Source organism: Chitinophaga pinensis (genome assembly GCF_007896845.1).
GTDB classification, from domain to species: Bacteria; Bacteroidota; Bacteroidia; order Chitinophagales; family Chitinophagaceae; genus Chitinophaga; species Chitinophaga pinensis_C.
Map to the genome: position 1 here is coordinate 182,842 of NZ_VOHS01000007.1, position 26,498 is coordinate 209,339.

Below are 26,498 nucleotides of genomic sequence, written 5' to 3' on the forward strand. Positions count from 1 at the left end.
GTGGACTTAACCAGTATCTGCCTCACACCTGACGTGGACTTAACCGGTACCTCGCCTTACCATGATCCATACCTGACATAAGGCCGATGTCAGACCGCCCTTCATCTACCCGGTTCTGTCTACCCCAATAGTATTACTTAAATGAATATTCTCTTGCGGCGGACTTGCATTTCTCAATATCATAGAGTATTTTGTATATATATGTATTGTAATCAATGGATTATGCAAACGTTTGCGTAATCCATAAAATGCCGTACATTGTATACTGTACTTGTTATGATTTTACTGTAGAATTTATCAATCAAAGAGAGCTTGTATCCCCGGAATTTGTGTAAGTGAGCTATATCGCGATATGAAAAACAATGCTGGCAAATGTTCAGGGGAACAGCCGTATAACTATCTAACCCTTACCTCATGGAAAGACGTAAATTTTTGAAACAGGCAATCGTTTCAGCTGCGGGTAGTGCATTAATACCCGGCATTGTAGCAGGCCGTTCACTATGGGAAGAACAACCTCCGTTGATAATTGACACCAAAGTTCAGGGACGCACATTTTCACATCTCTGGAGCAAATGTGTTGGAGCAGGCCGCGCCGGAGAAGTACTACGTGCCGGATCGCCGTGGCTGGAACACCTGCAGTTCGGGCAGAAACATTGCGGCTTCCAATATTGTCGTCTTCACGGGATCTTTCACGATGATATGTCCGTTTATCAGGGTGGTGTCTATAACTGGCTCCGCGTAGATGACGTGATTAACAAAATGTTGAAAGCCGGTGTAAAACCATTTGTAGAACTGAGCTTCTTCCCGAAAGAAATAGCAGGTGGTACAAGTACCGCTTATTGGTGGAAGGCGAATGTGTCCCCTCCGGGCGATTTTTCAAAGTGGTCACAACTGGTGACGAACTTCGCCAAACATTGTATAGAGAAATTCGGCATAGCAGAAGTAAGTAGCTGGTACTTTGAAGTCTGGAATGAACCGAATGTACGCACTACCTGGGATGGCAGTAAGAGTCAGTACTTTGCGATGTATAAAGCTACCGCACAGGCGCTTAAAACCGTCTCTCCACAATTGCGTGTAGGAGGACCTGCTACCAGTAACTTCGTTGGTGATGGCCGTTTTGATGGTGAAGCAGAAGATAAATCAAAGATATCCGTTACCGCAGGTGATCCGGAAGCACTGAAATGGAAAGGTGTGTGGATAGAAGATTTTCTGGAATATTGTAAACAGCAGCAGTTGCCTGTTGATTTTGTCTCTACACATCCTTATCCAACAGATATACCGTTTAACAATGGCAAAGGTATGCTGAGAGGTGTAGATGCTACTCTGAAAGATCTGCAATGGTTGCGGGCAGTTGTGGATAAAAGCGCTTTTCCGAAAGCCGAGATCCATCTCTCCGAATGGGGAACCAGTTCCTCCGCCAGAGACGCTATGCACGATGCATTGCCAACCACTGCCTATATCGTCAAAGCAAATGTGGATTGTATCGGCCTTGCCGATGGTATGGCTTACTGGAACCTGACAGACAGTGGTGAAGAGGGCAGCGGGGCTCAATCGTTCTCCGGCGGCAATGGCTTGCTCAACTATCAGGGTATTGCCAAACCATCATTCCATGCCTACCGCATGTTGCATACATTGGGGGATGAACTGCTGTATAACAAAGACGGTATCGTTGTAACACGCCATAAAGCGAGTCAGCGGCTTACTGCCATTGTGTATAACTATCCGTCAACAATGAAAACAGTCCCTCCATTTGGTGACACAGATGTCGTAGAAAGTGCATTGAAGCAGGGAGAACCGCGTGACTTTAATTTTAAACTGCTTAATACCAATAAAGACGCCCGCTTTAACGTCGAGATCCTCGACCGTGAAAACGGAAACGCACTCAATGCATTGAAACAGGCCGGTAATCCGGATGCATTAGCCGGCGAGCAGCTGCGACTCATGCAGCTAAGAGCAATGGCCGTAAGAGAAGAACAGGTGCTGTCAAATAATATGGGCGTATTGCTGATCGGGAAGACCCTGCAACCCTGGGATGTGATGCTGATAGATGAGACGCATTAATGCGGAACTGCCGTTCATAAAATTATGTGTTGTTTGTACAATCATTTCTTGCAGGAATAAGACATCATTTGTAATTTGAAGATTCAACGTATACAATTACACATTGCACCCAATGTGTAATTGTACACTTGTTACAGGACCAACGACACAGACAGTCTTATCAACCTTGTCAGGTGTCATTCGTAATTGAAAATTGACTTTCCGCTGTTATGAAAAAACTAACCCTGCTGTTAATCAGCATCTCTCCATTCTATGCACATGCGCAGCAAGCATTGAAATTATGGTACAAACAACCTGCCGGTAATGTCTGGACAGCCGCATTGCCTGTCGGAAATGGCCGTATCGCCGGAATGGTGTTCGGTAATCCGGCAGAAGAACTCTTACAGTTGAATGAAGCGACTGTATGGACAGGTAGCCCGAACCGCAATGAGAATCCGGAAGCACTGGCCGCATTACCACAGATCCGTCAGCTGATCTTTGATGGTAAACAGAAAGAAGCACAGGACCTTGCCGGAGAAAAGATACAGACTAAGCTCTCCGGCGGACAAATGTATCAGCCTGTAGGTACTCTACACCTTGCTTTCCCCGGTCATGACCGCTATGAAAATTATTACCGCGAACTGGATATTGAAAAAGCAGTTGCTACTACTTCTTATACCGTAGACGGTGTTAAGTATACACGTGAAGTATTTGCTTCTGTTCCGGCACAGACGATCGTTGTCCGCCTCAGCAGCAGTAAACCAGGTACACTGGGATTTTCAGCTTATCTCACTACGCCACAAAAGAACGCGGTAGTGAAAGCCTCCGGAAAAGATCTTATTGTCAATGGTACAACCGGTAGCCATGAAGGTGTGGAAGGTAAAGTGAAATTCAATGGTATTACCCGTGTGATTGCCAGCGGTGGAAGTGTAACGACTGCTGATACCGCTATTACGGTGAAGAACGCCAATAGTGCGCTCCTGTTTATTTCTATGGCTACCAACTACGTGAACTATCAGGACCTGAGCGCAGATGCTGTGCAAAAAGCAAACACTTACCTGAATGCAGCGGTTAAACAATCTTACGACGCTTTGTTAAAAGGTCATATTGCTGCTTATCAACGTTATTTCAATCGCGTGAAATTAGACCTCGGTACTTCGGAAGCAGCAAAAGAACCGACTGATGTACGACTGGTCAATTTTTCAAAGACATATGATCCGCAGTTTGTATCTCTGTACTTTCAGTTTGGCCGCTACCTGCTGATCTCCTGTTCTCAGCCCGGCGGACAACCAGCTACGCTGCAGGGACTCTGGAACTCAGAAATGTCGCCCCCATGGGATAGCAAATACACCATTAATATCAATACTGAAATGAACTACTGGCCGGCAGAAAAAGATAATCTGCCGGAAATGCACGAGCCGCTGGTACAGATGGTAAAGGAACTATCAGTGACCGGACAGGGTACTGCACGTATCCTCTATGGCGCCAGAGGCTGGGTAGCGCATCATAATACAGATCTGTGGCGTATTACCGGACCGGTAGACAGAATTTTCTACGGTATCTGGAGTATGGGAGGTGCATGGCTGGCACAGCATCTCTGGGACCGTTATCTGTACAATGGCGACAAACGTTATCTCGCAGATGTTTATCCGGCCATTAAAGGCGCTGCGTTGTTTTTTGTAGATGATCTTGTAGAAGATCCCAAACGTAAATACCTCGTGGTGAATCCGGGTACCTCTCCGGAGAATGCACCTTCCACTCGTCCGAATGTCTCTTTTGATGCTGGATGTACCATGGATAATCAGATCGTTTTTGATGCATTGAGTGCCGCGATTAATGCCGCTGAAATACTTGGTAAAGATGCAGCGCTGGTAGATACTTTCAAGACTGTCCGCCGCCGGCTCCCGCCTATGCAGGTAGGGCAGTACGGACAACTACAGGAATGGATCGATGATCTGGATAATCCGAAAGATAATCACCGCCACATTTCTCATCTGTATGGTTTGTATCCGTCCGCACAGATCTCTCCTGATCGTACACCGGTATTGGCCAGTGCCGCTAATACGACTTTGCTGCAACGGGGTGATGTGTCCACCGGCTGGAGTATGGGCTGGAAAGTGAACTGGTGGGCAAGATTGCAAAATGGTGAACATGCACTAAAACTGATCACCAACCAGCTGAGTCCTGTAGGCCAACATGGCGGCGGTACCTATACGAATCTCTTTGACGCCCATGCGCCTTTCCAGATCGATGGTAACTTCGGTTGCACTTCCGGTATCACGGAAATGCTGATGCAAAGTCATGATGGCGCTATCTACGTATTACCGGCTTTACCACCACAATGGAAGACCGGCAACATCAAAGGCTTACGTGCAAGAGGAGGATTCGTCATTGATAATCTGGAATGGCAGGATGGTAAGATCACAAAACTCGTGATCACCTCTGCATTGGGCGGTAATTGCCGTATCCGTAGTGCCGTACCTTTAAAAGGGATGAGCCAGCTGAAAAAAGCATCCGGAGAAAACAGTAACCCTTTCTATCAGGTAACACCAGTAGCCGAGCCATTGGTACATCCTAAAACTGTTGCTCCACTGGAAATTGTAGCACCGAATACATATGACGTGACAACTGAAAAAGGAAAGACATATAGTTTTACTGCTTTATAACAGTCCCATTTTTGATAACAATAACGGCGTTCTCCAGATGGAGAACGCCGTTATTGTTTATACCCCGCTGGAAATTCTTTGATATTCATATTAAATCCTTTGTTTTTACTAATTACTGTCAGCAGAATTCTCCAGACCTTTGTGCACATGATAAAGGCGTCGGATAATATGTACAGCATGATGCATAAAATCATCACCTCGTAAGTTTGTTTTTTGAAGGCTGGCTGCTGAAAGCATAACATATACACATCTATACATAAAGATAGCATCCTGCCGGCACGACACGGGTATACTTATTGATGCATTTAGAGAAGTTTGTACAAACTGACACAACAGTAATATCTCACTTATTTCAGGATTGATTTAAAAACAAAGAAAATGGCAACAAGCACAAAAAGTCTGACTTTCTCATTAGGAGGTCAGCTGGAAATCAACCGTCTTGGTTACGGTGCAATGCAATTGACAGGAAAAGGAGTATTTGGAGAGGTTGCGGACCGTGAGAATGCGAAAAAAGTTCTACAGGCTGCGGTAGCAGCTGGTGTGAACTTCATCGATACAGCGGAAGCATATGGGCCTAAGTTGAATGAATCACTGATCGCGGATGCCTTACATCCTTACAAGGAAGATCTGGTTATTGCTACCAAAGGCGGGTTCAACCGTCCGGGACCTGATCAATGGGTACCGAATGGTAATCCGGATTATATCCGCGAAAATATCGAAGGTAGTCTTAAACGTCTGAAGGTAGACACGATCGACCTGTGGCAACTGCATCGCTTTGACTCCAATGTTCCTGTAGAAGAAACACTGGCGCCTGTTGTTGAAGCAGTGAAGGCAGGTAAGATCAGATATGTAGGGTTATCTGAAGTGAATGTAGAACAGATCGAACGTGCTGAAAAGGTACTGCCGATCGTATCTGTACAGAACCTGTACAACCTCGGTAACCGTCAATGGGAAGAAGTGCTGGACTACACCACTGAACGCGGACTGGCATTTATTCCATGGTTCCCGCTGGCTTCTGGTCCGGATACATTGGCTGACAAGATCAGTAAGATTGCTGCCAGTCATAATGCGACTACAGCTCAGATCGCATTAGCATGGTTGCTGAGACGTGCAGATAATATCCTGCTGATACCTGGTACCAAGTCTGTTACGCATCTGGAAGAGAATCTGAAAGCTGCTGATATAGAACTGACGGACGAAGAGTTCGACCAGCTGTCTAAATAAGACGGCATCATCACAGTAAGCTGTCCACCCGTTAAAACGGGAGGGCAGCTTTTTATTTTAAAAAAGGAGGGAAAAATACCCAAAGTCCGAGAATAGGGACAACCATAAATCGGCCGATCTCAGACATATTTGTAGGTGTAAAACACAGACAGATATGATGAAGACACCGGAATTCAGAACGAATAGCCTCCAGTGCGATTCTCCGGATAAGATTCCCCTGACAAAGGAACACTTCGACGCTTTGTCCATCCGGGTGTATAACCGTTCTGATAAAGACAGCAGACATTCCCTTTCTCCCCACCGGAGGGATTTTTATAAGATATTGATGGTCACGGAAGGACAGGGCATGTTAACCGTAGGCGCCGGCACCTACTATATTGAGGAACCTATGATTATTTTCCTCCATCCATCAGATATTATTTCATGGAAAGGACTTTCCTCCGGACAGGAAGGGTACCATTGTCTCTTTAGTAAAAACCTGATTGACAAACACCCCTTACTTAAACTGACTATTGAAAAGTATCATCTTTTTGATGGACAGAAAAACATCATTCGCCTGCGCTATCCGGATGTCACAGCGCTGAGTACTATCTTCAGTAGTATGCAACAGGAAGAACTATCGGGCAACCGCCTGAATGAAGATGCGATGCAGACCTATCTCCAGTTATTACTGATACAATGTGCACGCATCACAGATTTTAAAGAACCCGATCATATATCAGATGACTACAGGCATGTGCATACTTTTTTCAGTCTGCTGGAAAGAGAGATCACGAATGTGAATTATACCAATCCGATCTCTATGAAAACGGCAAAAGAATTCGCAGCTAATCTCAATGTACATCCCAATTATCTCAATACCTTATTAAAGAAACATACCGGGCAGAATGTGAGTACGCATATACGCACCCGTCTGCTGGAAGAAGCAAAAAGTTTGTTGTTGCAGACCGATTGGACCTTACAGGATATTGGCTATTGTATCGGATTCGCAGAGCAGCCCAATTTTAGTTTGTTTTTTAAGAAGAACGCAGGAATTACACCCGCAGAGTACAGAAGGAAAATCAGGAATTAAGCATTCGTTTTTTTAATAGTCGCTGTATAAAAAAAGGAAGTCGATTCAAGTGAATCGACTTCCTTTGTATGTAAGACTTAAGTGATCAATTTCTGATTGAAAACTATTTGTTCGCTGCTTCTTCAATCACCGCTGCCACTTCTTTTGGGTGTGAAATAAACACCACATGGCTTGCCTTTATCTTCGTCACTTTTGCGCCGGAACGTTTTACCATATCTTCCTGTAATGCAGGATTGATGCTTTTGTCTTCCGTAGTGAGGACGGCATAAGTTGGTTTGTATTTCCATGGTGCATGTTTTACCGGTGTAACGAAGCAGGACAGTGCGATAGCGCCATGAGAAGCGTACATGAAATCAGCTTTTTCTTTAGGTACGTCTGCACAGAAACCGGGATGGAATTTAGCTTTATCATAATAGATGAAGCCTTTGTCATCCGGAGGCAGAATACCATTTTCCGGCAGCACGGGTCTTGTCTGTACGAGCTGGAAAGTAGATTCAAGAGAATCCGGCTCGAATGCGGCTACATAAACCAGACCGGATACCTTTGGATCTGCACCTGAGCCGGTAATGATCGTACCTCCATAAGAGTGTCCTACCAGTATAGTTGGACCATCCTGTTTGTCAATGGCACGATTCAGGGCGGTGATATCATCATCGAGGGATGTCATCGGGTATTGTAAAGCGGTAACGTTGTAACCTTTTGCCGCGAGGATTTTATATACGCCTTCCCATCCGGAGCCATCTGCAAAAGCACCGTGAACGAGGATGATGTTTTTGACTTTAGGTGTTTTTTGTGCGTGCATTACCAATGGTGCACTAACAATGGCAGCTGAAAAGAATAGTGCTTTGATCCATTTGCGTGTGCTGATGTTTAACTTATTCATGATGGATGTTTTTTAGTATTATATGGATATTCGATATGTAATAATTTTACCTGTTGGCAGCTTCTTCAATTACTGCCGCTACTTCTTCCGGATGCGATATAAATACCACATGACTGGCTTTTACTTCGGTTACTTTTGCACCGGAGCGTTTTGCCATTTTGTATTGAAGTGCAGGGACAATTCCTTTATCTTCTGTCGTAATGATCGCATAGGAAGGTTTGGTTTTCCATGCTGCATTTTTTACCGGAGTTGTAAAGCATGATACAGCAATTGCTCCATGTGAGGCGTACATAAAATCTGCTTTTTCCACAGGAAGGTCTGCACAGAACCCGGCATGAAATTTTTCTTTTTCATAGTAGACAAAACCTTTATCATCCGGAGGCATGATACCATTTTCCGGAGCTATTGGTTCACTTTGTACCAGTTGGAAAGTTGTTTCTCCTGCGTCTGGTTCAAAGGCGGCTACATATACGAGGGAAGAAACCTTTGCTGAAATACCTGCTTCAGTTACAATGGTGCCGCCATAAGAATGTCCTGCCAGTACAACAGGTCCGTCCTGTTTGTCTATTGCGCGGTTGAGTGCAGCTACATCATCTTCGAGAGATGTCATAGGGTATTGTAACACCGTGATATTATACCCCTTTGCAGTCAGTATCTTATATACGCCTTCCCATCCGGAACCATCTGCAAATGCACCATGTACAAGGATGATATTCTTGACTTTGGAAATATTCATGATATTTATTGTTTACAAGACAAAGATGCAGGAAGGGAGGTGCGCGGGTTATAGCAATATCAAATCAGGGGTATATGAATTTCAAATATCGGAGAAAATAAAAACCGTGAGGGTGCTCCCTCACGGTTAAGATTAAAAGCCAAAAATAATTTCTACCCGACCATAGGTATCACGGCTGTATTTTGTTTTCATGTTCTTTCTCATCCACTGCTTTTTGTTTTTAGAAACCAGTTTCCAGTTGTAATGATTACGAAACCTTAATTTGTATGGTGTACCATCCAGATCATCGGTGTAGATCATAATGTCAAGTGGCTGGTCAAAGCAGTTTTTCCAGAAAGATCCATGCCATCTGCAACGTTCGCAATAGGCATGTATGTTTTTGTTAGCGCGATTGTAAGTTCCACGATGGTCGGTCGTTTTCAGAATACTTCTGTAACTTCTTTCTGACATGTTCATTTGTAACACAATTGGTGTTACAAGGCGTCAAATTCTTTTTTCATGAGGTGATAGATATATGGTAAATGTAGAATATTCTGATTAAACCGCCGAAAGGTTGTTTTTCCCGTTTTTTATGTTTACTTTTTTTCCCTGTTTAGTGAAAACGTTATGATGAAATCCACGGCTCCACAAAAAATCACAATAAACTACGCACATGTTGTCTTATCCTGTTAGAATAGCGTTAATCGCTGCCCTTGGCGGGTTCCTGTTTGGCTTTGAAACGGCGGTTATATCCGGCGCAGAGAAAACGATTATGGAATTATGGTCGCTCAGTCCCTTCTGGCTGGGTTTTACAGTAGCTTCGAGTCTGATTGGTACTGTATTAGGTTCATTGGTTGTGGGGGTACCTGCACGTATCCATGGCCGTAAAAAAGTACTGCTGGTCATTGCCGGTCTGTACATTGTTTCAGCTATTGGCTGTGCCTCCATTTCAGCCTGGCTATTGTTTGTATTGTTCCGTTTTTCAGCCGGTGTGGCCGTAGGGGCTTCTTCGGTAGTCGGACCGATGTACATTTCAGAGATATCGCCTGCGCATTTACGTGGCCGTCTGGCGGGTTCTTTTCAGTTGAATATTGTAGCGGGGATCTTTATCGCTTATCTGACCAATTTCCTGTTTGTCGGTATGGGAGATGATTCCTGGCGCTGGATGCTGGGTGTTATGGTGGTACCTGCGGTATTGTTTGGTATACTGTTACGTACGATTCCTGAAAGTCCACGCTGGCTGATCCTGAATAACCGGGAATCGGAAGCGGTACCTATCCTGCAACGTCTGCAGGAAAAGAATGTCGATTCGGCTATTCAGGCGATCCGGGAGTCTGTAAAAACACATCAGGAGAACCTGTTCCAGAAGCGTTATGCAAAACCGATCATTTATGCCGTGTTGCTGGCAATGTTCAATCAGTTGTCGGGTATTAATGCGATCCTTTATTATGCTCCCCGCATTTTCGAACTGGCCGGCTTTAGTAAGGAACAGGCTTATCTGCAACCGGTGTATATCGGAGCTGCCAACCTCATATGTACCTTGTTGGCAATGACAGTAATAGACAAATTTGGTCGTAAGACCTTGTTACTGATCGGTTCTGTAGGAATGATCGTTTTCCTCGGACTGACCGCCTATGCATTCCGTGACCCGGCCAGTCTGGGTGGAAATGTGCTGATCTATCTGATCGGTTATATCGCATTTTTCGGCTTCTCTCAGGGCGCGGTGATCTGGGTATTCATATCTGAGATCTTCCCGAATTCTGTGAGATCGCAGGGAGGGGCACTGGGTAGTTTTACCCACTGGATTATGGCTGCCATTATTTCCTGGACCTTCCCGATCATTGTGTCAGGAAGTGTAATGGGTGGTTTCTATTCCTTTGTGTTCTATAGTGTTATGATGCTTTTACACCTGTTATTTGTCTGGAAGATGATGCCTGAGACCAAAGGCCGGTCTTTGGAGGAAATCCAGAAAGAGCTGGGTATAGAATAAGAAAAGGTATTATTTCTTCGATTAAAACCTTACTACGACGCTATTACACCGCTATTTGTCCGTCGCCGGACGGCCAGATGGCGGTGTAATGGCGATATAATGGCCTTGTATAAAGAGGTGCGGGAAATGGCTATCGAAGGGGACGGTGTATTTAGTTCATACAGACTTTTGACCGGTCATCCCGAATAGATCTTTCCGGCCGCCCCACTTCACTTTTATTTCCTAATTTTAGTGAAAATCAAAATCAAACCAAACAAAATCTAGCATGAAGCAATTATTAGCAGCCTTACTGCTGTCCCCCGGTGTGTTGTTAGCCCAGAAAGGGGATTTCACAATCAAAGGCAAGATCGGCAACCTGAATGCACCCGCCAAACTGCAACTGGTATACCGTAACGGTGGCGTTGAAGTAAAGGATTCTGCTGAACTGAAAGATGGAGTATTCCAATTCAAAGGGTCAGTGGAAGAGCCGGGTCAGGCCATGATGGTATTAAAACATGTTAATCCGCCGGCAGATCCGCGGATGAGAGATATGATCGTTTTCTACGTAGAAAAAGGTACGATCACCCTGAACAGCGCTGATTCCCTGAAAAAGGTAACTTTTAGCGGTTCTTCTTTGAATACTGATAATCAGCAGTTACAGGAGTCACTTAAGAGCGTAAGCACTGCTTATCAGGCACTTAACGGAGAATACATGGCCGCTGATGAGCAAAAACGTAATAGCCCTGAATTCCAGCAATATCTGGATGAAAAGCTGGCAGTGATCCGTGGTCAGCAGGGAGATATCTACAAAGGCTTTATTGCTAAACATCCGAAATCAATGGTAAGTCTGGATGTTATTCAGCAGTATGCTTATGAAGCGTCTGATAAGGTTGGTCAGCTGGATTCTATGCTGAACAGTCTGGATGGTTCTCTGAAAAACACTAAAAACGGACAGGAACTGGCAAAACTGATCGGTAGCTGGAAAGCGACTGTGATCGGTGCTGAGGCTCCACTGTTCACACAGAATGATACTCTGGGTAAACCAGTGAATCTGAAAGACTTCCGTGGTAAATATGTACTGGTTGATTTCTGGGCTTCCTGGTGTCGTCCATGCCGTATGGAAAATCCATATGTAGTAGCAGCCTTTAACAACCACAAAGACAAGGCTTTCACTATTCTGAGCGTATCTCTGGATCAACCTACCGGTCATGATGCATGGATCAATGCTATCCACAAAGATGGTCTGGCATGGACACATGTATCCGATCTGAAATTCTGGGACAATGATGTCGCTAAATTGTATGGCGTAAAATCAGTTCCACAGAACTTCCTGCTGGATCCACAAGGTAAGATCGTTGCTAAAAACCTGAGAGGGGAAGAGCTGGATAAACGCCTGAATGAATTACTGAAATAAGCGCGACGCTGTTATGGCTGTCCTATCATGTAGGAGCGGCCGGCAGCATTCGCAGTAATAATAATAGTCCATAGCAGACCGTAATTATTGCATAGTTATTCGCTGATCAATTGTTAATTTGGTAAGCAGATAACTGTACAGGGACGACGGGACCGCTATGGACTATTGTATTTTCAGCCATCCGTCTCCTGTTTAATAACCGGAAAAAAGTCACAGATGAACGTTTTTATTGAAGACAAAGATATTCCATGGGAAAACCCTGACCCGGGCATACGCCGTAAGGTAATGGCTTATAATGAGCACCTGATGATGGTAAAAGTGGAGTTCCAGCAGGGAGCTGTAGGGGCATTGCATTCGCATTATCACACACAGATGGCGCATGTGGAAAGTGGGGTGTTTGAGATTACTATTGATGGAGAAAAGAAAATACTGAAAGCAGGAGATGCGTATTATATACCGCCAGATGTGGTACATGGTGCGGTATGTCTGGAAGCGGGTGTGTTGATTGATGTGTTTAGTCCGTACAGGGAGGATTTTGTAAAGTGATAGCAATATTTGCTATGGCGATAATAGTGGGCAATTTGAATTCCGTATATGGTAATAAAAATTCCGTAGATGGTAATCCTATTTCCATGACAATGTAATGACAAATTGTAGCTTTGTCGGAAAGTATCAGGTATGTCGCTTAAAATTGAGCAACAGCGTAAAGAAAAAGTCATCAGGTGGATAAAGCGCATTGGTTTCTGGGGCTTTATCTTTTTCCTTGTCAAGGGATTATGTTGGTTAGCCTTAGGTTATTGGCTGTTAAAGTAGCTATTTGTTTCCATTTCTTGTTTTTGTTGGTTATTGGTGTGAGGTATGTGACATTTTCATGCCTCGTAGATTGCATTTGATTTCGTTGGGGCCTGCCTGATGGTAAGAGAGGGTAATTGTAATAGTGAATGTTTGGGAAGATTTGTGTGGAGAACATCATGAGAAAGAAGCATTTAAATTTTCCGGAGCGTGATGCGGGCTCAGGAAATTCAGTATTTTTAACCTGTTCAATTCTTCACTTAAAAAGCGAATTATATGTTGTCACAAAGAATGCAGGAAGCCCTGAATGCGCAGGTAGCGATGGAAGCTCAATCTTCTCAGGCTTATCTGGCAATGGGCAGCTGGGCAGATATTCAGCCCGGTCTGAAAGGCGTAACAAAATTTTTCTTCAAGCACAGTGATGAGGAACGTATGCACATGCTGAAATTGATCCATTATATCAATGAAAGGGGTGGTTTTGCCATCGTACCTGCACTTGCGCAACCAGTACTCACATTTGTATCATTAAAGAAAGCATTTGAGGAGTTGTTTGCTCATGAGGTGAAAGTAAGTGAAGGGATCAATGAGCTGGTGGATATTGCATTGCAGGAGAAGGACTATGCGACCCACAATTTTCTGCAATGGTATGTAAATGAGCAGATTGAGGAAGAGCGTCTGGCACGTGAGTGTAATGACAAGCTGGAATTGATTGGTGATGACAAGAGTGGTTTGTACCTGTTTGACCGCGATATTATGACTATGGATCAGGAATAGTTTGATAATCAACTAATTCAAAGGCCCGTTTTGCGTAAGCAGAACGGGCTTTTTATTTGCCTTGCAGGAGGTGGATTTTCCTAATGTATGGTAGGAAATATATATTATAAATAATTAATTCAGAAAGTTTTATTATTTTTATTTGCCATATACTTTTACTACATTGCCGTCTGAAATATAAGGAAAAGTTAGAATGCAAAAGGAGGTTAATATAAATGATCTATGGGAGCGCATCACAGTTGATAGCGACTCTAAATCATTTGAGGTTTTTTTCCATGAATTAAACCCCAGACTCGTGAAATTTTGCACAATGTATGTTCAATATCAGCAGGTTGCGGAGGAAATAGTGTCGGATGTTTTTGTAAAATGCTGGATGGACAGGGCTAAGATGCGGGAAGTTCAGAAGCCTGAAACCTATCTTTTTATTGCTGTAAAAAATCACGCACTGAATTATAATAAGCGGTTTTCCAGTGTTCAACTGGTGAATCTGGATGACCATGAAGGAGGTGCCCAGCTGGTTAACAGTGCGTCTCCGGAGATGGAGCTGGAGAAAAAGGAGCTGCTTTTCCAGATGGATCAGGCCATTTCTTCTTTACCTCGTCAGTGTAGTATTATTTTCCGCCTTATCAAGGAGAACGGAATGAAATACAAGGAAGTAGCTGAGATCCTGAATATATCCCCCCGCACCGTGCATACTCAGATGCTGCGTGCTATGAAGAAGATGACAGTAGCGATGGAGCCTTATCTGAAAAAGGCAAACAGACAGACGCCGGACAATATTGATAGTATTGTGACGGCTTTACTGCTAATATGGATATTTATGGGTAATTAGCCCTTAATATTATATGTTAAAAAAAATTTTAAACCTTGTACGCATAACAGGTATTAAATGTTGTCTTATATGCAAAGGGTTATTCCAACGGACAATGAGTGAACGTTTTTTTGAAATTGTTATAAAGGATCTGGCTGGTGATTCAACACCTGAAGAAGGCCAGGAACTGAAACATATCATGACTGAGGATGCTGTCGCTGCAAGACAGTATGAACTGTTCCGCATGTACTGGGCCCAGAATCATCACGATCATATCGATAACAGAAAACTGTTTTCAAATGTGCAGATGCGTATCAGTGAACTGGAGAAAGAAGCAGGTACTTATGATATGGAGCCTCTGATGACGCCGGTACGCGGAAAAGGTCGCCTGGTATGGTTATCGGGAATTGCTGCTTCTGTAGCATTGCTGATCACTGCCAGTGTGTTTTATTATCGCTCACAGCATGATCCTCTGACTGCCAAATTCACCTCAAGGGGTGAAAAATCCACTTTCATGCTGGATGATGGTACCAGAGTTACGCTGAATGCGGACAGTAAGCTGGAATATGCAGCTGACTTTCCGACAAAGAGCAGAGAAGTGTATCTGACAGGGGAGGCATTCTTCGATGTACATGGTGATGCGCAGAAACCATTTATTATCCATACAGATAAAATGGATATCAAGGTGTTAGGTACTGCATTCAATGTGAAGTCCTACCCTAATGAAACTTCTACAGAGGCGACATTGCTGAGAGGTGCGATTGAGGTAACTGTAGCGGATAATCCGGAAGAGAAGATCGTACTGAAACCGTCACAGAAGGTAGTTGTAAGTGACTACGATTCTACCCGGAAGAAATCAGTCGCTTTGAAAGATGTGGTGCCATCATTAACAACGATGACCTATTTCAGCCAGAAGGATACCATGATTATGGAAACTTCCTGGTTACAGAATAAGCTGACTTTCCATGATGAAGATTTTGAGACGCTGGCAAGGAGAATGGAACGTTGGTATAATGTGAGGATCAGCTTTAATGCAGATCGCAGAAAGCAACTCAGATTTACCGGTATCCTCGAGGGAGAAACAGTAGCGGAAGCATTCCATGCGCTGAACCTGACAGAAGATTTCGCATATAAGATTGAAGATTCGACGATAGTGATATATTGATCCGAAAGATGGGACGAGATTACGAAGCCTAAAAATTCCTTTCAAACATTGGAAGGTGAGATGAAAACCCTATATGAAGCCAATACCTATGTTAAAACACTATGATTATACCTATGTATGCGCTCTTTCATTTCACCAGAAACAAAGTATTAACGCCTAAAATTTGTCTATGGGAAATGAATTTGACTACTACTAAATAATGCGGGCACTGTTTTTAAACTGTACCCGCGAACCAAGAATCAATATCCTTAAAGAAGGTTTTGAACAATCCTGAAAATTTGAAAGACTTTAATCACCCTTAACATCTAAGTTATGATTTCTATCCTACGCCCCAGGGGCGTAAAGATCCCTTACGGGCTTTTAAAGCCAATGCTACTTATGAATGTAGTACTGGGATTGGTGCTCGTCACCAGTCTTAATGTACTGGCAAAAGCTTCTTTTGCAACCAAGATCACTCTTAATCTGCGTGATGTGGAATTTAAGAAAGTGCTCACTGTAATTGAAAGCCAGAGCGACTATCGTTTCATGTTCAGTAACAGGAACATACCTAACGATAACAAAGTAGACATTAACGTGAAAGATGCTCAGATCACCACAGTGATGGATCTGATCCTGAATAATTCTGGTTTTACTTACCAGGAATTATCTAACAACCTGATCGTGATCATGCCAAAAGGCGCTATGCTGAAGGCGATCAAAGTAACAGGTAAAGTATTGGACCAGACTGGTGAAGCGCTGATCGGTGCATCTATCAAAATAAAAGGGACTTCCGACGGGGTAGCTACGGATGAAAATGGTGCCTTCACCATTAGTGTTCCGGATGATGCTGTGCTGGTTGTATCTTATGTAGGTTTTAAAACACAGGAAATTCCTGTTAGTGGTAAAACCGCCATTACAGTTACGCTCCAGCCCAATCAAAGTATAATGAACGAGGTGGTAGTAACCGCACTGGGTATCAAAAGAGAGCAAAAAGCGCTCGGATATGCAGTAAGTACTATCACTTCTGAACAAATCACCGCAGCCGGTTCTACCAACTTTGCTTCTGCACTGTATGGTAAAGCAGCGGGCGTAAAGATCACCACCGCTCCAGGCGGTGCTACCAGTGCGGTGAATATCCAGATTCGTGGTGTGAACTCCCTGAACTATAACACACAGCCGCTGTATGTAGTGGATGGTGTGCAGATCAGGAACAACAACGAAAAAGGTGCTGGTGGTACAAACAATACTGACTACTGGTCTGATAACCGTATCCGTGGTAACGGTATCCTGGATATCAACCCTGCAGATATCGAAAGTCTGACAGTGCTGAAAGGTGGAAGTGCGACCGCCCTGTATGGTTCTGATGCAGCGAGTGGTGTGGTGGTAATTACTACTAAGAAAGGTATGAAAGGTAGAGGGCTCGGTGTTGATCTGAACTATTCACACACAGCGGAACGAGTTGCCTTTGCACCAAGATATCAGAATGAGTATGGCTCCGGTTATGACAGAACAACTGCGGGAGCGAATGCGAATGCAGCTGGTTGGGTCCCTATCGGAACTGACGGAACAGTAAGGCCTTACTTTAGGGCCTATGCGCAGTTTGGACCAAAAATGGAAGGTCAGCTGGTGCCCTGGTGGGATGGTAGTATGCATACTTATTCTCCCCAGCCAGACAACTATAATCAACTCTTTCAGAAGGGATACAATTCAAATTTGAATGTATCCCTTTCGAATATGACAGAAAAAGCGAATTACCGCTTCTCTTACACCCGTAATGATTACAAAGGTGTACAGATCGGTGGCGATCAGCAGCGTAATACTTTCAACCTGAACAGTACTATCAAGCTGCACAACAAGGTAAGCTTAGACGTGGTAAGTGGTTATGTGAACACGAAGATCACCAACAGACCATTACAGATGGCGCGTATCTTCAATGACTTCGCCGGTTACTTCGGTCGTCAGGAAGACTTAGCGGTTGTGTTTGATAAGTACAAAACCAGCAAAGGTTATAAGTATGTAACACCTGAGAATGCAGCACAGAATCCTGATGAAGCGATCAAATATCCTATCCGCGCGTACAACCTGCTGGACTTCCTTTGGAAACAGCTGCGTAACCAGGAGATAGAAAAGCAGGATCGCTTGATATCCAGTGTTACATTAAACGTTGATCTGGCGAAAGGATTGAGATTCCGTACCAGATTAGGTAATGACTTTACCAGTGTGAATACCGAAACCAAAGAGTACAACGAAAAACCAATCGCGTTCAATAGTGGCGGTAGTACCGGATCTTATGGCGTTGCCAAAGGCCGTTACAGTATTGTGTACAGTGACCAGTTATTGACTTTCGCAAGAGATGAAGAGAAAAGAGTATTTGGTTACTCTGTAAGTGCGGGTCTCCAGACACGTAAAGAAACTTACAGTGATCAGGTATCCACCACCAATGGTGGTCTCGTGACTGCAAACTGGTTTAGTATCAATAACTCCTACAACATCCAGAATACTTCTGAGCGTCGTAGTGGTGCATTCAAATATGCTTACCTGGGTATCATGAACCTGAGTTATATGAACTACCTGTTCCTTGAAGGTACTGCGCGTCAGGAGTATTCTTCTACACTGCCTCACAAGAACAACAGTTACTTCTATCCTTCTGTGAACTCCAGCTTTGTGTTCACCGAAGCATTCCATCTGCCTACTATCTTCTCTTATGGTAAGGTACGTGCTTCCTACGGTCTCGTAGGTAACGCTCCGCCGCCGTTTGAGTCAAACGTTACGTATACACAGAAACCAATTTCTACTGTTACTGGATCTATTCCTTTGCTGATCGCACAGAGTGACTATGGTAATGAACAGCTGAAATCAGAGAAGAAAACGGAGATAGAGATCGGTACAGAGGTGAAAATGCTGGATAGCCGTTTGGGTTTTGACATCTCTTACTACGACAGTAAAGTAACCGACCTGCTGATGCGTTTGAACGTTGCAGTAAGTAACGGTGCTAAAACAAGGATCACGAACGTAGGTAAACTGCATAGTAAAGGTATCGAGGTTGCATTAACCGCGACGCCGGTAAAGGGTAAAATTACCTGGAACACGCGTCTGAACTTTGCAAACAGTACTTCCAGCGTAGAAGAACTGACACCGGGTGTATCTCAGATCGTAATGCTGTTTGCATCAAGAGATGCATTGAAAGTTGTGGCTGAAAAGGGCCAGCCTATCGGTAATATCTACATGTATCCTCGTAAGAGAGATGATAAAGGAAATCTTGTTATCACTGATAATGGACTGTATGATGTTGATATCACCAAGTATGAGAAAAAAGGTAACCTGTTGCCTAAAATCGTTGGTGGTTTCGCGAATACGATCACTTACCATAACCTATCACTGGACTTCATGTTTGACTACCGTTTCGGTGGTATGATCGTAGCTACACCGTTCAAATATATGACTGGTGCAGGTATGTATGAGAGCACGCTGCAATACCGTGATGAAGCACATGGTGGTCTGCCTTACTATCTGGATACTGATGGTAAGACAATGATCCAGCTGCCAAGCCACAATTCTATTTCTCCAAATGGTCCTGTTTATCATGATGGTGTAATCCTGGATGGTGTGGATAAGAATGGTAATAAAAATACCAAGATGGTACAGGCTGGTTATTACTACCTGAACCAGTTCAATGACTCTCCAACCGCATGGAACGAAGTGACTCTTTCGAAGAACGATTATGTAAAACTCCGCGAGGTGGTACTGGGCTACAACATTTCCAAAGCAACAGCTGCGAAACTGCACCTGCAGAGTCTGCGTCTGTCTCTGATCGGAAGAAACCTGCTGTACGCATACAGAACTATGAAGAACCTGGATCCGGAAGCTCCAATGGGTAGCAGCTGGTTGAAACAGGGTATCGATGAAGGTTCTTCCGGTGCAACCCGTAGCTATGGTTTCAGTCTTAACGCCAGCTTCTAATTAATAAATGTGACTTGTTACAAACAGTTATGATTATGAAAAAAACATTAATAAAAATAGGTTGTTTTATCGCGTTAAGCATCGGCTTGGCGGGATGTAAGGGCGAACTGGACGATTACTATATCGACCCCGATAAAACCAGCAACCCTACTATTGAAAAATTATTTTCTTCTATACTTGATAATAACCGCGTAAGACCTAACTATAGTGAAATGCGCGAGATCGTTCTTCCGATGTGTGCAGCTTTCTGTCAGACTGCTGCTTCTGATAACAAAGAAGAAAGATACCTGCAGCCGGCTAACCCGGTTCAATCGCTGTGGAATGATTACTATACACCAAGTAACCAGGGTACAGATTTGAACTATAATACCGGTAACGGTATTGTGGCCCAGTATCGTACGATGGAGCGTCTGTATCGTGAACTGCCGCTGGACGAACGTCCAAACTTTACCATCTTCATGAAAGCCGGTCAGGCATTGTTACTGGACCAGACTGCACAGATGGTGGATATGTTTGGTGATATCCCTTTCACTGAAGCAGGTTCTCTGGATATCGACAACACCATTTCCAATGCGAAATTTGATGATCAGCGTATGTTGTATGATACCGTACTGGTAGGTCTGAAAGACCTGGCTGACTGGTTCACTGCAACAACTCCTAACGCGATCGCTACTGCTTCCTTCAATGCGCAGGATTACCTGATGAAAGGAAGTATTGACAAATGGCGCCGTTATATCAACTCTATTCGTCTGCGTTACCTGATGCGTATCTCCAGATCAGATGTTGAAGAAGCAAGAGCAAAAACAGAAATACAGGAGATCCTGGCCAATCCGATCCTTTATCCACTGGTAGACGGTGATGGTATTGGTGATAACTACAGTCCTGCAAGTACTGACATCCTGTTGTATCAGCTGACTAACTACACCAACACGCCGATGAACTCGTTTACAGAGATCAGAGCGCAGATGGCACCGGAGTACATGCTGAACAAGGTAATGTTACCATCCAACGACCCACGTATTCCTTTCATGTTTGATAAGAATACACGTACGGATAAAACACCAAACCGCTGGTATCAGGCAATGAGTCAGACGGAAGTACGTCAGACCGATAGTATGAATAACTATTCTATCTGGGATTCTACTACTTACCTGACAAATGGAAAACTGCCAGGTATCTATATGTCTGCTGCAGAAGTGAACTTCCTGAAAGCGGAAGCATTTGAACGCTGGGGACTGACCGGCGGTACTGCACAGGGTAGCTATGAACTGGGTATCCGTCAGGCAATTGCATTCATCAACTTCCTGAACAAGCAGAACCCAAGTGCAAGAGAAGCGCTGCCACAGCCTTCTACTGCTACCGTATCTGCATTCATCAGTGGAGCGAACATTGCTTATACTGGTACTTCAACAGAAAAGCTGGAAAAGATATATATACAGAAGTGGCTGCACTTTAACATATTGCAGGGCCGTCAGGCATGGGCTGAGTACCGTCGTACCGGTTATCCACGCATTACTGTAATTCCTTCAGCGCGTGCTGGTTATGAGTTACCTCCTAACAGGTTCCTGTATCCTGCGAGTGAGACAGGTTATAACTCCAGCTATGAAGCGGTGAGAGCGAAAAATACACGTGACGCAAAAATTTTCTGGATGGGAGAATAACAGACAGGATTTAAGAATTATAATTTAGATGGGGGGCAAGGCCACAAAGCTAACAATGGCAGACATTGTTATCTTTGTGGCCTTGCCAGTTTTACACAGGTCTCATATGATGAAGAAGTACATGTTAATAGCGGCGTTGCTGGTAGTGTCATGTTACACAGTCCACGCACAACGCAAAGCCACCCTTGTCAGGGAGGAATTTATAATGGAAAAGCCGCCGGTACCAGCGGCACACGCCTCTACTATTACAGCACTGCCAGATGGGGATCTGCTTGCCTCATGGTTTGGCGGAAGCCGGGAAAGTGCACCGGATGTGTGTATCTATGTGGCCCGTCTGCATAAAGGTAAATGGTCAGCTCCACAGGTAGTAGCCAGCGGTGTAATCAATGATACCACTCGTTATGCGGCGTGGAATCCCGTACTGATCACCACAAAAGCAGGGCGGGTGATATTATTCTACAAGGTCGGACCTAATCCCCGGGAATGGTGGGGACTCATGATCTCCAGTACCGATAATGGCCATAGCTGGTCAGCACCTGAACGTCTGCCTGATAATATACTCGGTCCAATCAAGAATAAACCGGTACAGCTGGCTGATGGAACGATCTTACACCCTTCCAGTACGGAGAGTCTGGATGAGAAGGACTGGCACATTCATGTGGAACTGTCTGACAGCATCGGGCACCAATGGAAACGGGTGGCAATTGATTGTGATACCTTTGGTGTGATACAGCCATCCGCACTCTTTCATTCCGGTAAACGCTTACAGCTGCTTTGCCGTAGCAGACAGAATGCGATCGTACAGACCTGGTCCTCTGATAACGGACAGACCTGGTCACCACTGACAAAACAGTCAATGCTCAATCCCAATTCCGGAATAGATGCAGTAACTACCCGTAAGGGGCAACAGGTGCTTGTGTATAACCCGGCTGTGTCCGGAAAGGATTGGTGGAACGGTAGAAATGAACTGCGGGTAGCGGTATCAAAAGATGGCGAACACTGGAAAGATGTATATGTACTGGTAAAAGAAGCAAAGGGCGAGTTCAGTTATCCAGCCATCATACAGACCAAAGATGGATTAATACATATTACCTATACTTATGACAGAAAGAATGTGAAGTACGTGGTGTTGAAATTATAAACGCTTACAATTAATGGAGTAGTGGCAGTTCACCTTCTGGCGGACTGCCTTTTTTTTGAAAAGATCTTCCGTAATTCGTAGTATAAATTTGTTCTTATGGCTCAACCAGAAGTATGGATGCGCGGCACCCTTCCCGGAATACCCGCTTTATTGCAACCAGTAGCACATGCGTTGTTACAGGCACAGGAAGAAATTCATGCGCTGTTACAGAACTTTCCGGATACATTGTTATGGCAACAGCCAGCCGGAGTAGCTGCTGTCGGATTTCATCTGCGGCATATTGCCGGTGTACTGGACAGATTAACCACATATGCTGCCGGACAGGCATTGTCTGAAGCGCAGCTTGCTTATCTGGCAATAGAGAAAACACCGGAGGAGGTATCGGCAGCCATGTTGCTGACAGCATTAGATGAACAGATCATAAAGACTATTGAAAAACTAAAAGCAACAGATGAGACAACACTGACGGCGTTTCGTGGCGTAGGCAGGAAGCAATTACCATCAACTGTCATAGGTTTACTGTTTCATGCAGCAGAACATACTATGCGACATACCGGGCAATTACTTGTAACAGTAAAAGTACTACAGTCGTAACCGTTAGTATGGTCAATTGTTAACCTTTTTTTATTTTTTTCAGGGATGTTTATAAATTCTTTAACAAACAGTATTCGTGTGTTTTTTACTATAAAAAGTAGTAAAACGCCGAAAAAATAGATGTTGACAAATATTTCTCTACTTATACTACTAGTTTTTGCAACTTGTTAATTGTTAACAGAGTTTTAAAATTGTTAATGCAAATTAAAATTAACAGTTAATATTTTGCTTTGTGAAAAAAGTCTCTATTTTTACCGCAGATTGCTAAAACGATTATGCAGATGAAGCTGTCTGAAAAGCCGTAAAACGTAATGGAAAAAAGGAAACATGCAATGCCAGCGAACGGTGTATGTCATGTGTGTATTCAAAAAAATAAACGTTATTGAACAAAAATAATTTCACTTGTTAAAAACCATTTGTTAATCGGAACCAGTGTCATTTTGCGAGAAACTATTATGAACTTATTTCCAGCTTTAGCTTAAGGAAATGTTTGATCCCGTATAACTGCGATATGCAGTGTATAGGGCGATTTAATTAACTCAGCTTTCATTACCGTAAGGTTAATGAGATAGGGAAACGCATGTTTGAATCCCGCTGTGCCACGTGCAGCGAGGAAATGGGGCCGTATTGCCAGATACGCTGCTTTAATACCAAAATTGAAATATATGAAGAGAGGCTTCTCATTTTTTTCCCGGGTATGCCTGCACAGCTTATGGATGCTACTCCTGTCGCTGGTAGCATTTTCCCAGAACAAGGTCATTACCGGTAAAGTAACAGATGCGCAGGGGAATACTCCCTTACCGGGTGTGACAGTACAGGTGCAGGGTACGAGTAAAGGTACACAGACAGGACCTGACGGAACTTATAAACTGGAAGCTCCACAAGGTGCTACTACACTGGTTTTCACATTTGTCGGATATAAGAAACTGGAACAGCCTATTAGTGCGTCAGGTACCACGAATGTAACCATGGCCGCTGATGTTACAGCATTGAAAGATGTGGTAGTAGTAGGTTATGGTACACAGAAGAAAACAGAGGTTACTTCTGCGATCACCTCTGTTACTGCTGATGATTTCAGACAGAGTGGTGCACGTAACGCAATGGACCTCGTACAGGGTAAAGTAGCTGGTTTACAGATCACACGTACCAGCGGTTCTAACCCGAATAATGGTCCGGCTATACAGCTGCGTAGTGTTACTACCCTTAATAAAAATCAGGGGCCGTTAATCGTAGTGGATGGTATTCCTGGCGGTAATCTCGACCTGCTGCAACAGGATGATATCGAATCTATTTCTGTACTGAAAGATGGTTCTGCAGCTGCAATTTATGGTACACGTGCAAACGCCGGTGTTGTGCTGATCACCACCAAACGTGGTAAAGCAGGCTCTCCGCGTGTAGACTACAATACGTATTTCCGTAAGGAGTATACACAGCGTATGCCTAAGTTCCTTACTGCTGATGAATATGCAGCAAAGATTGCCAGTGGTGAAATTAAATCAGAAGACAAGGGGCACAGAACTGATTTTCCTGATCTGCTGATCAATCATGACAACCTTACACAATATCATAACCTGGCATTCTCTGGTGGTAGCGAAAACACCAGTTACCGTGCCAGCGTATACTATTCTAATCTGGAAGGTGTATTAAAAGAGAACGAGCGTCAACAGTATGGTGGTCGTCTGAGTATTACATCAAAAGGTCTGGACAATCGTCTGACCGGCCAGTTCAACCTTGCTACCAACGTTAATAATGCAAATCTGCTGACGGATGGTGGTAATCTGGTAGGATACTTTACTTTCCAGCCTACTTATTCTCCTTATAATGATGATGGCTCATGGTATTTTGAACAGACGAGTACAAATGAACTGGCTCGTTTGCATCAGCAGACCTACAAACGTCAGCAGCAGACAACTTCTGCGGATGCAAAAGTATCACTGGACCTCGTGAAAGGATTGAAAGCATCCATCTTCGGTGCAGTAACCCGCGACAGCTGGACAGATGGTCAATATGCAGACCGTGCCTCTGAGTTATCGATAGAGTCCTATCAGGGATCCGGCTGGGCTGCACAGAACAGTGAACTCAAATTAAAATATGCAGTAGAACCTACACTCGAGTATAATCTGACAGCAAATCAGCATACCATTTCAGCAGTAGCTGGTTACAGCTATCGTTATGATGTGGAACAGGGTTTTGATGGCAGCAACTATGGTTTTTTGAACGACAGATTTCATGAAGATAATCTGGGCGCCGGTAACCAGATCAAGTTAGGTAAAGCAACCATTGGCAGTTACAAAAACGACAATACACTGATCGCATTCTTCGGAAGAGTAAACTATGTATTCAATGATAAATACATGGCATCAGCTATTATACGTCGTGAAGGTTCTTCCAAATTTGGTGTTAATAATAAATGGGGAAATTTCCCGGCTATCTCCGCGGGATGGAATCTGCACAAAGAAGATTTCCTGAGCAATGTTAGTTTCATTGATCAATTGAAAGTAAGACTTGGTTATGGTGTAACCGGTAACTCTGATTTTGATAACTATGCTTCTCTTGTATTGTTAGGAACAGGTGGTGCTTACCTTTATCCTGACGGTGTATGGCGTGAGACCTATGGTCCTAACACCAACCCGAACCCGGATCTGAGATGGGAAAAGAAAGCGGAGTGGAACTTTGGTATTGACTATACCTTCTTTAAAGGACGTTTAGGTGGTTCCATTGACCTGTTTAGCCGTAAAACAACTGATCTGATCTCCACATTTAAATCTCAGGTGCCTTCACAGGTACAACAGGATATCTGGACCAACGTGGGTACTTTCAAATCAAAGGGTATAGAGTTGATGGTGAATGCGGTAGTAATGGATAAGAAAGATTTTCGCTGGAATACAGACCTGACTTTCAGTACAGCAAGTAACATCGTGTCTTCTTTCTCTAACCAGACATATAAGATGACATTCCTCGACCGTGGTGATATCGGTGGTTATGGTGCACTTGGAAATGCGCTGAGAACATACGAAGGTGGTAAACTGGGTAACTTCTATGGTAAACGTTTCGCAGGATTCACGGACGATGGTAAATGGCGTTTCTATAAGAGAGATGGCAGTACCGGTCCGGCAGATGAGATCAGCCGTGATAATGATCAGGCGGTGATCGGAAATGCTATTCCTAAGTACTATGCGTCAATGACCAATAGCTTTAAATATAAAAACTGGGATCTGCGCATCTTCATGCGTGGTAAGTTCGGTTTCGACATTCTGAATACGAATGAATTGCTGTATGGTAATAAGGCTGCTTTGCCAAGTAACGTGCTGAGAACTGCATTTACCAAACACGCTAAACTGAATGATAGCTTCCAGTATTCAGACTACTATCTTGAAAACGGTAGTTATTTAAAACTGGATGAGGTGACCCTTGGTTACAATGTTCCATTCAAAAATAAATATATCCGCAACATGCGGGTGTACTTTACCGGCGGTAATCTGGCTACTATCACCGGTTACTCAGGTAATGACCCTGACTTCGTAAAAGATACAGGTCTGAATCCGGGTATTGATGCGTTAAACAACAGCGATGACCGCAGATCTTATCTGAGCACAAGGTCCTTCATGCTGGGATTGAATGTGGGCTTCTGATAACCT

At 43.9% G+C, this 26,498-nt stretch carries 18 protein-coding genes; 15 read left to right on the forward strand and 3 right to left on the reverse strand.

All coding sequences use genetic code 11. The features are described 5' to 3' along the window. Positions 1 to 414: 414 nt before the first annotated feature. From FEF09_RS09785 to FEF09_RS09800, 4 genes are all read left to right on the forward strand, one after another. A complete protein-coding gene (locus FEF09_RS09785; protein WP_146304937.1) occupies positions 415 to 2,061 on the forward strand; it encodes a GH39 family glycosyl hydrolase in 1,647 nt (548 codons plus the stop codon). A gap of 209 nt (positions 2,062 to 2,270) precedes the next feature. Continuing rightward, complete coding sequence (locus FEF09_RS09790) at positions 2,271 to 4,706, forward strand: glycosyl hydrolase family 95 catalytic domain-containing protein (RefSeq protein ID WP_146304938.1); 2,436 nt, start codon at positions 2,271 to 2,273, stop codon at positions 4,704 to 4,706. Positions 4,707 to 5,084: 378 nt separating this feature from the next. Next, positions 5,085 to 5,930, forward strand: coding sequence for an aldo/keto reductase (locus FEF09_RS09795; protein WP_146304939.1), 846 nt, complete (start codon positions 5,085 to 5,087; stop codon positions 5,928 to 5,930). Between the two features lie 154 nt (positions 5,931 to 6,084). Beyond that, positions 6,085 to 7,002 (forward strand): AraC family transcriptional regulator, encoded by a 918-nt coding sequence (locus tag FEF09_RS09800; RefSeq protein ID WP_146304940.1) that lies wholly within the window; start codon positions 6,085 to 6,087, stop codon positions 7,000 to 7,002. 103 nt (positions 7,003 to 7,105) lie between these two features. Here the strand turns inward: FEF09_RS09800 and FEF09_RS09805 are convergent, their stop codons facing one another. From FEF09_RS09805 to FEF09_RS09815, 3 genes are all read right to left on the reverse strand, one after another. After that, positions 7,106 to 7,885, reverse strand: a complete 780-nt coding sequence (locus tag FEF09_RS09805) for an alpha/beta hydrolase (RefSeq protein WP_146304941.1) — start codon at positions 7,883 to 7,885, stop codon at positions 7,106 to 7,108. 46 nt (positions 7,886 to 7,931) lie between these two features. Then, entirely contained in the window at positions 7,932 to 8,621 is a 690-nt protein-coding gene (locus tag FEF09_RS09810; RefSeq protein WP_146304942.1) for an alpha/beta hydrolase, read from the reverse strand. A 132-nt stretch (positions 8,622 to 8,753) separates the two neighbouring features. Then, positions 8,754 to 9,071, reverse strand: coding sequence for a hypothetical protein (locus FEF09_RS09815; RefSeq protein ID WP_146304943.1), 318 nt, complete (start codon positions 9,069 to 9,071; stop codon positions 8,754 to 8,756). A gap of 202 nt (positions 9,072 to 9,273) precedes the next feature. Here FEF09_RS09815 and FEF09_RS09820 point away from each other — a divergent pair, with 202 nt between their 5' ends. From FEF09_RS09820 to FEF09_RS09875, 11 genes are all read left to right on the forward strand, one after another. Further along, on the forward strand, positions 9,274 to 10,590 hold the full coding sequence (locus tag FEF09_RS09820) for a sugar porter family MFS transporter (protein WP_146304944.1): 1,317 nt from the start codon (positions 9,274 to 9,276) through the stop codon (positions 10,588 to 10,590). 265 nt (positions 10,591 to 10,855) lie between these two features. Continuing rightward, positions 10,856 to 11,983, forward strand: a complete 1,128-nt coding sequence (locus FEF09_RS09825; RefSeq protein WP_146304945.1) for a TlpA disulfide reductase family protein — start codon at positions 10,856 to 10,858, stop codon at positions 11,981 to 11,983. 216 nt (positions 11,984 to 12,199) lie between these two features. After that, the gene (locus FEF09_RS09830; protein WP_146304946.1) at positions 12,200 to 12,529 is read left to right on the forward strand and encodes a cupin domain-containing protein; all 330 of its coding nucleotides are present in this window, start codon (positions 12,200 to 12,202) and stop codon (positions 12,527 to 12,529) included. Positions 12,530 to 13,051: 522 nt separating this feature from the next. Beyond that, a complete protein-coding gene (locus tag FEF09_RS09840) occupies positions 13,052 to 13,549 on the forward strand; it encodes a ferritin (protein WP_012794748.1) in 498 nt (165 codons plus the stop codon). Between the two features lie 193 nt (positions 13,550 to 13,742). Next, positions 13,743 to 14,381 (forward strand): RNA polymerase sigma-70 factor, encoded by a 639-nt coding sequence (locus tag FEF09_RS09845; RefSeq protein ID WP_146304948.1) that lies wholly within the window; start codon positions 13,743 to 13,745, stop codon positions 14,379 to 14,381. A gap of 94 nt (positions 14,382 to 14,475) precedes the next feature. Beyond that, entirely contained in the window at positions 14,476 to 15,525 is a 1,050-nt protein-coding gene (locus FEF09_RS09850; protein WP_186774263.1) for a FecR family protein, read from the forward strand. A gap of 378 nt (positions 15,526 to 15,903) precedes the next feature. Then, positions 15,904 to 19,464 carry a SusC/RagA family TonB-linked outer membrane protein gene (locus tag FEF09_RS09855; RefSeq protein ID WP_146304950.1) on the forward strand — a complete coding sequence of 1,187 codons (3,561 nt, stop codon included), beginning with the start codon at positions 15,904 to 15,906 and terminating at the stop codon, positions 19,462 to 19,464. Between the two features lie 35 nt (positions 19,465 to 19,499). Then, positions 19,500 to 21,125 (forward strand): SusD/RagB family nutrient-binding outer membrane lipoprotein, encoded by a 1,626-nt coding sequence (locus FEF09_RS09860; RefSeq protein WP_186774264.1) that lies wholly within the window; start codon positions 19,500 to 19,502, stop codon positions 21,123 to 21,125. Between the two features lie 106 nt (positions 21,126 to 21,231). Beyond that, positions 21,232 to 22,266 carry a sialidase family protein gene (locus tag FEF09_RS09865; RefSeq protein WP_261387401.1) on the forward strand — a complete coding sequence of 345 codons (1,035 nt, stop codon included), beginning with the start codon at positions 21,232 to 21,234 and terminating at the stop codon, positions 22,264 to 22,266. A gap of 96 nt (positions 22,267 to 22,362) precedes the next feature. Beyond that, positions 22,363 to 22,860: a DinB family protein gene (locus FEF09_RS09870; RefSeq protein ID WP_146304953.1), complete on the forward strand. Its 498-nt coding sequence runs from the start codon at positions 22,363 to 22,365 to the stop codon at positions 22,858 to 22,860. Positions 22,861 to 23,525: 665 nt separating this feature from the next. Continuing rightward, positions 23,526 to 26,492 (forward strand): SusC/RagA family TonB-linked outer membrane protein, encoded by a 2,967-nt coding sequence (locus tag FEF09_RS09875; RefSeq protein WP_261387402.1) that lies wholly within the window; start codon positions 23,526 to 23,528, stop codon positions 26,490 to 26,492. The last annotated feature ends 6 nt before the right edge of the window (positions 26,493 to 26,498 follow it).

Bases quoted from the DNA above. Each gene is read 5' to 3' on its own strand.
- FEF09_RS09785 (WP_146304937.1), top strand. From the start codon at position 415: ATGGAAAGACGTAAATTTTTGAAACAGGCAATCGTTTCAGCTGCGGGT.
- FEF09_RS09790 (WP_146304938.1), top strand. From the start codon at position 2,271: ATGAAAAAACTAACCCTGCTGTTAATCAGCATCTCTCCATTCTATGCA.
- FEF09_RS09795 (WP_146304939.1), top strand. From the start codon at position 5,085: ATGGCAACAAGCACAAAAAGTCTGACTTTCTCATTAGGAGGTCAGCTG.
- FEF09_RS09800 (WP_146304940.1), top strand. From the start codon at position 6,085: ATGATGAAGACACCGGAATTCAGAACGAATAGCCTCCAGTGCGATTCT.
- FEF09_RS09805 (WP_146304941.1), bottom strand. From the start codon at position 7,885: ATGAATAAGTTAAACATCAGCACACGCAAATGGATCAAAGCACTATTC.
- FEF09_RS09810 (WP_146304942.1), bottom strand. From the start codon at position 8,621: ATGAATATTTCCAAAGTCAAGAATATCATCCTTGTACATGGTGCATTT.
- FEF09_RS09815 (WP_146304943.1), bottom strand. From the start codon at position 9,071: ATGTCAGAAAGAAGTTACAGAAGTATTCTGAAAACGACCGACCATCGT.
- FEF09_RS09820 (WP_146304944.1), top strand. From the start codon at position 9,274: ATGTTGTCTTATCCTGTTAGAATAGCGTTAATCGCTGCCCTTGGCGGG.
- FEF09_RS09825 (WP_146304945.1), top strand. From the start codon at position 10,856: ATGAAGCAATTATTAGCAGCCTTACTGCTGTCCCCCGGTGTGTTGTTA.
- FEF09_RS09830 (WP_146304946.1), top strand. From the start codon at position 12,200: ATGAACGTTTTTATTGAAGACAAAGATATTCCATGGGAAAACCCTGAC.
- FEF09_RS09840 (WP_012794748.1), top strand. From the start codon at position 13,052: ATGTTGTCACAAAGAATGCAGGAAGCCCTGAATGCGCAGGTAGCGATG.
- FEF09_RS09845 (WP_146304948.1), top strand. From the start codon at position 13,743: ATGCAAAAGGAGGTTAATATAAATGATCTATGGGAGCGCATCACAGTT.
- FEF09_RS09850 (WP_186774263.1), top strand. From the start codon at position 14,476: ATGAGTGAACGTTTTTTTGAAATTGTTATAAAGGATCTGGCTGGTGAT.
- FEF09_RS09855 (WP_146304950.1), top strand. From the start codon at position 15,904: ATGAATGTAGTACTGGGATTGGTGCTCGTCACCAGTCTTAATGTACTG.
- FEF09_RS09860 (WP_186774264.1), top strand. From the start codon at position 19,500: ATGAAAAAAACATTAATAAAAATAGGTTGTTTTATCGCGTTAAGCATC.
- FEF09_RS09865 (WP_261387401.1), top strand. From the start codon at position 21,232: ATGATGAAGAAGTACATGTTAATAGCGGCGTTGCTGGTAGTGTCATGT.
- FEF09_RS09870 (WP_146304953.1), top strand. From the start codon at position 22,363: ATGGCTCAACCAGAAGTATGGATGCGCGGCACCCTTCCCGGAATACCC.
- FEF09_RS09875 (WP_261387402.1), top strand. From the start codon at position 23,526: ATGAAGAGAGGCTTCTCATTTTTTTCCCGGGTATGCCTGCACAGCTTA.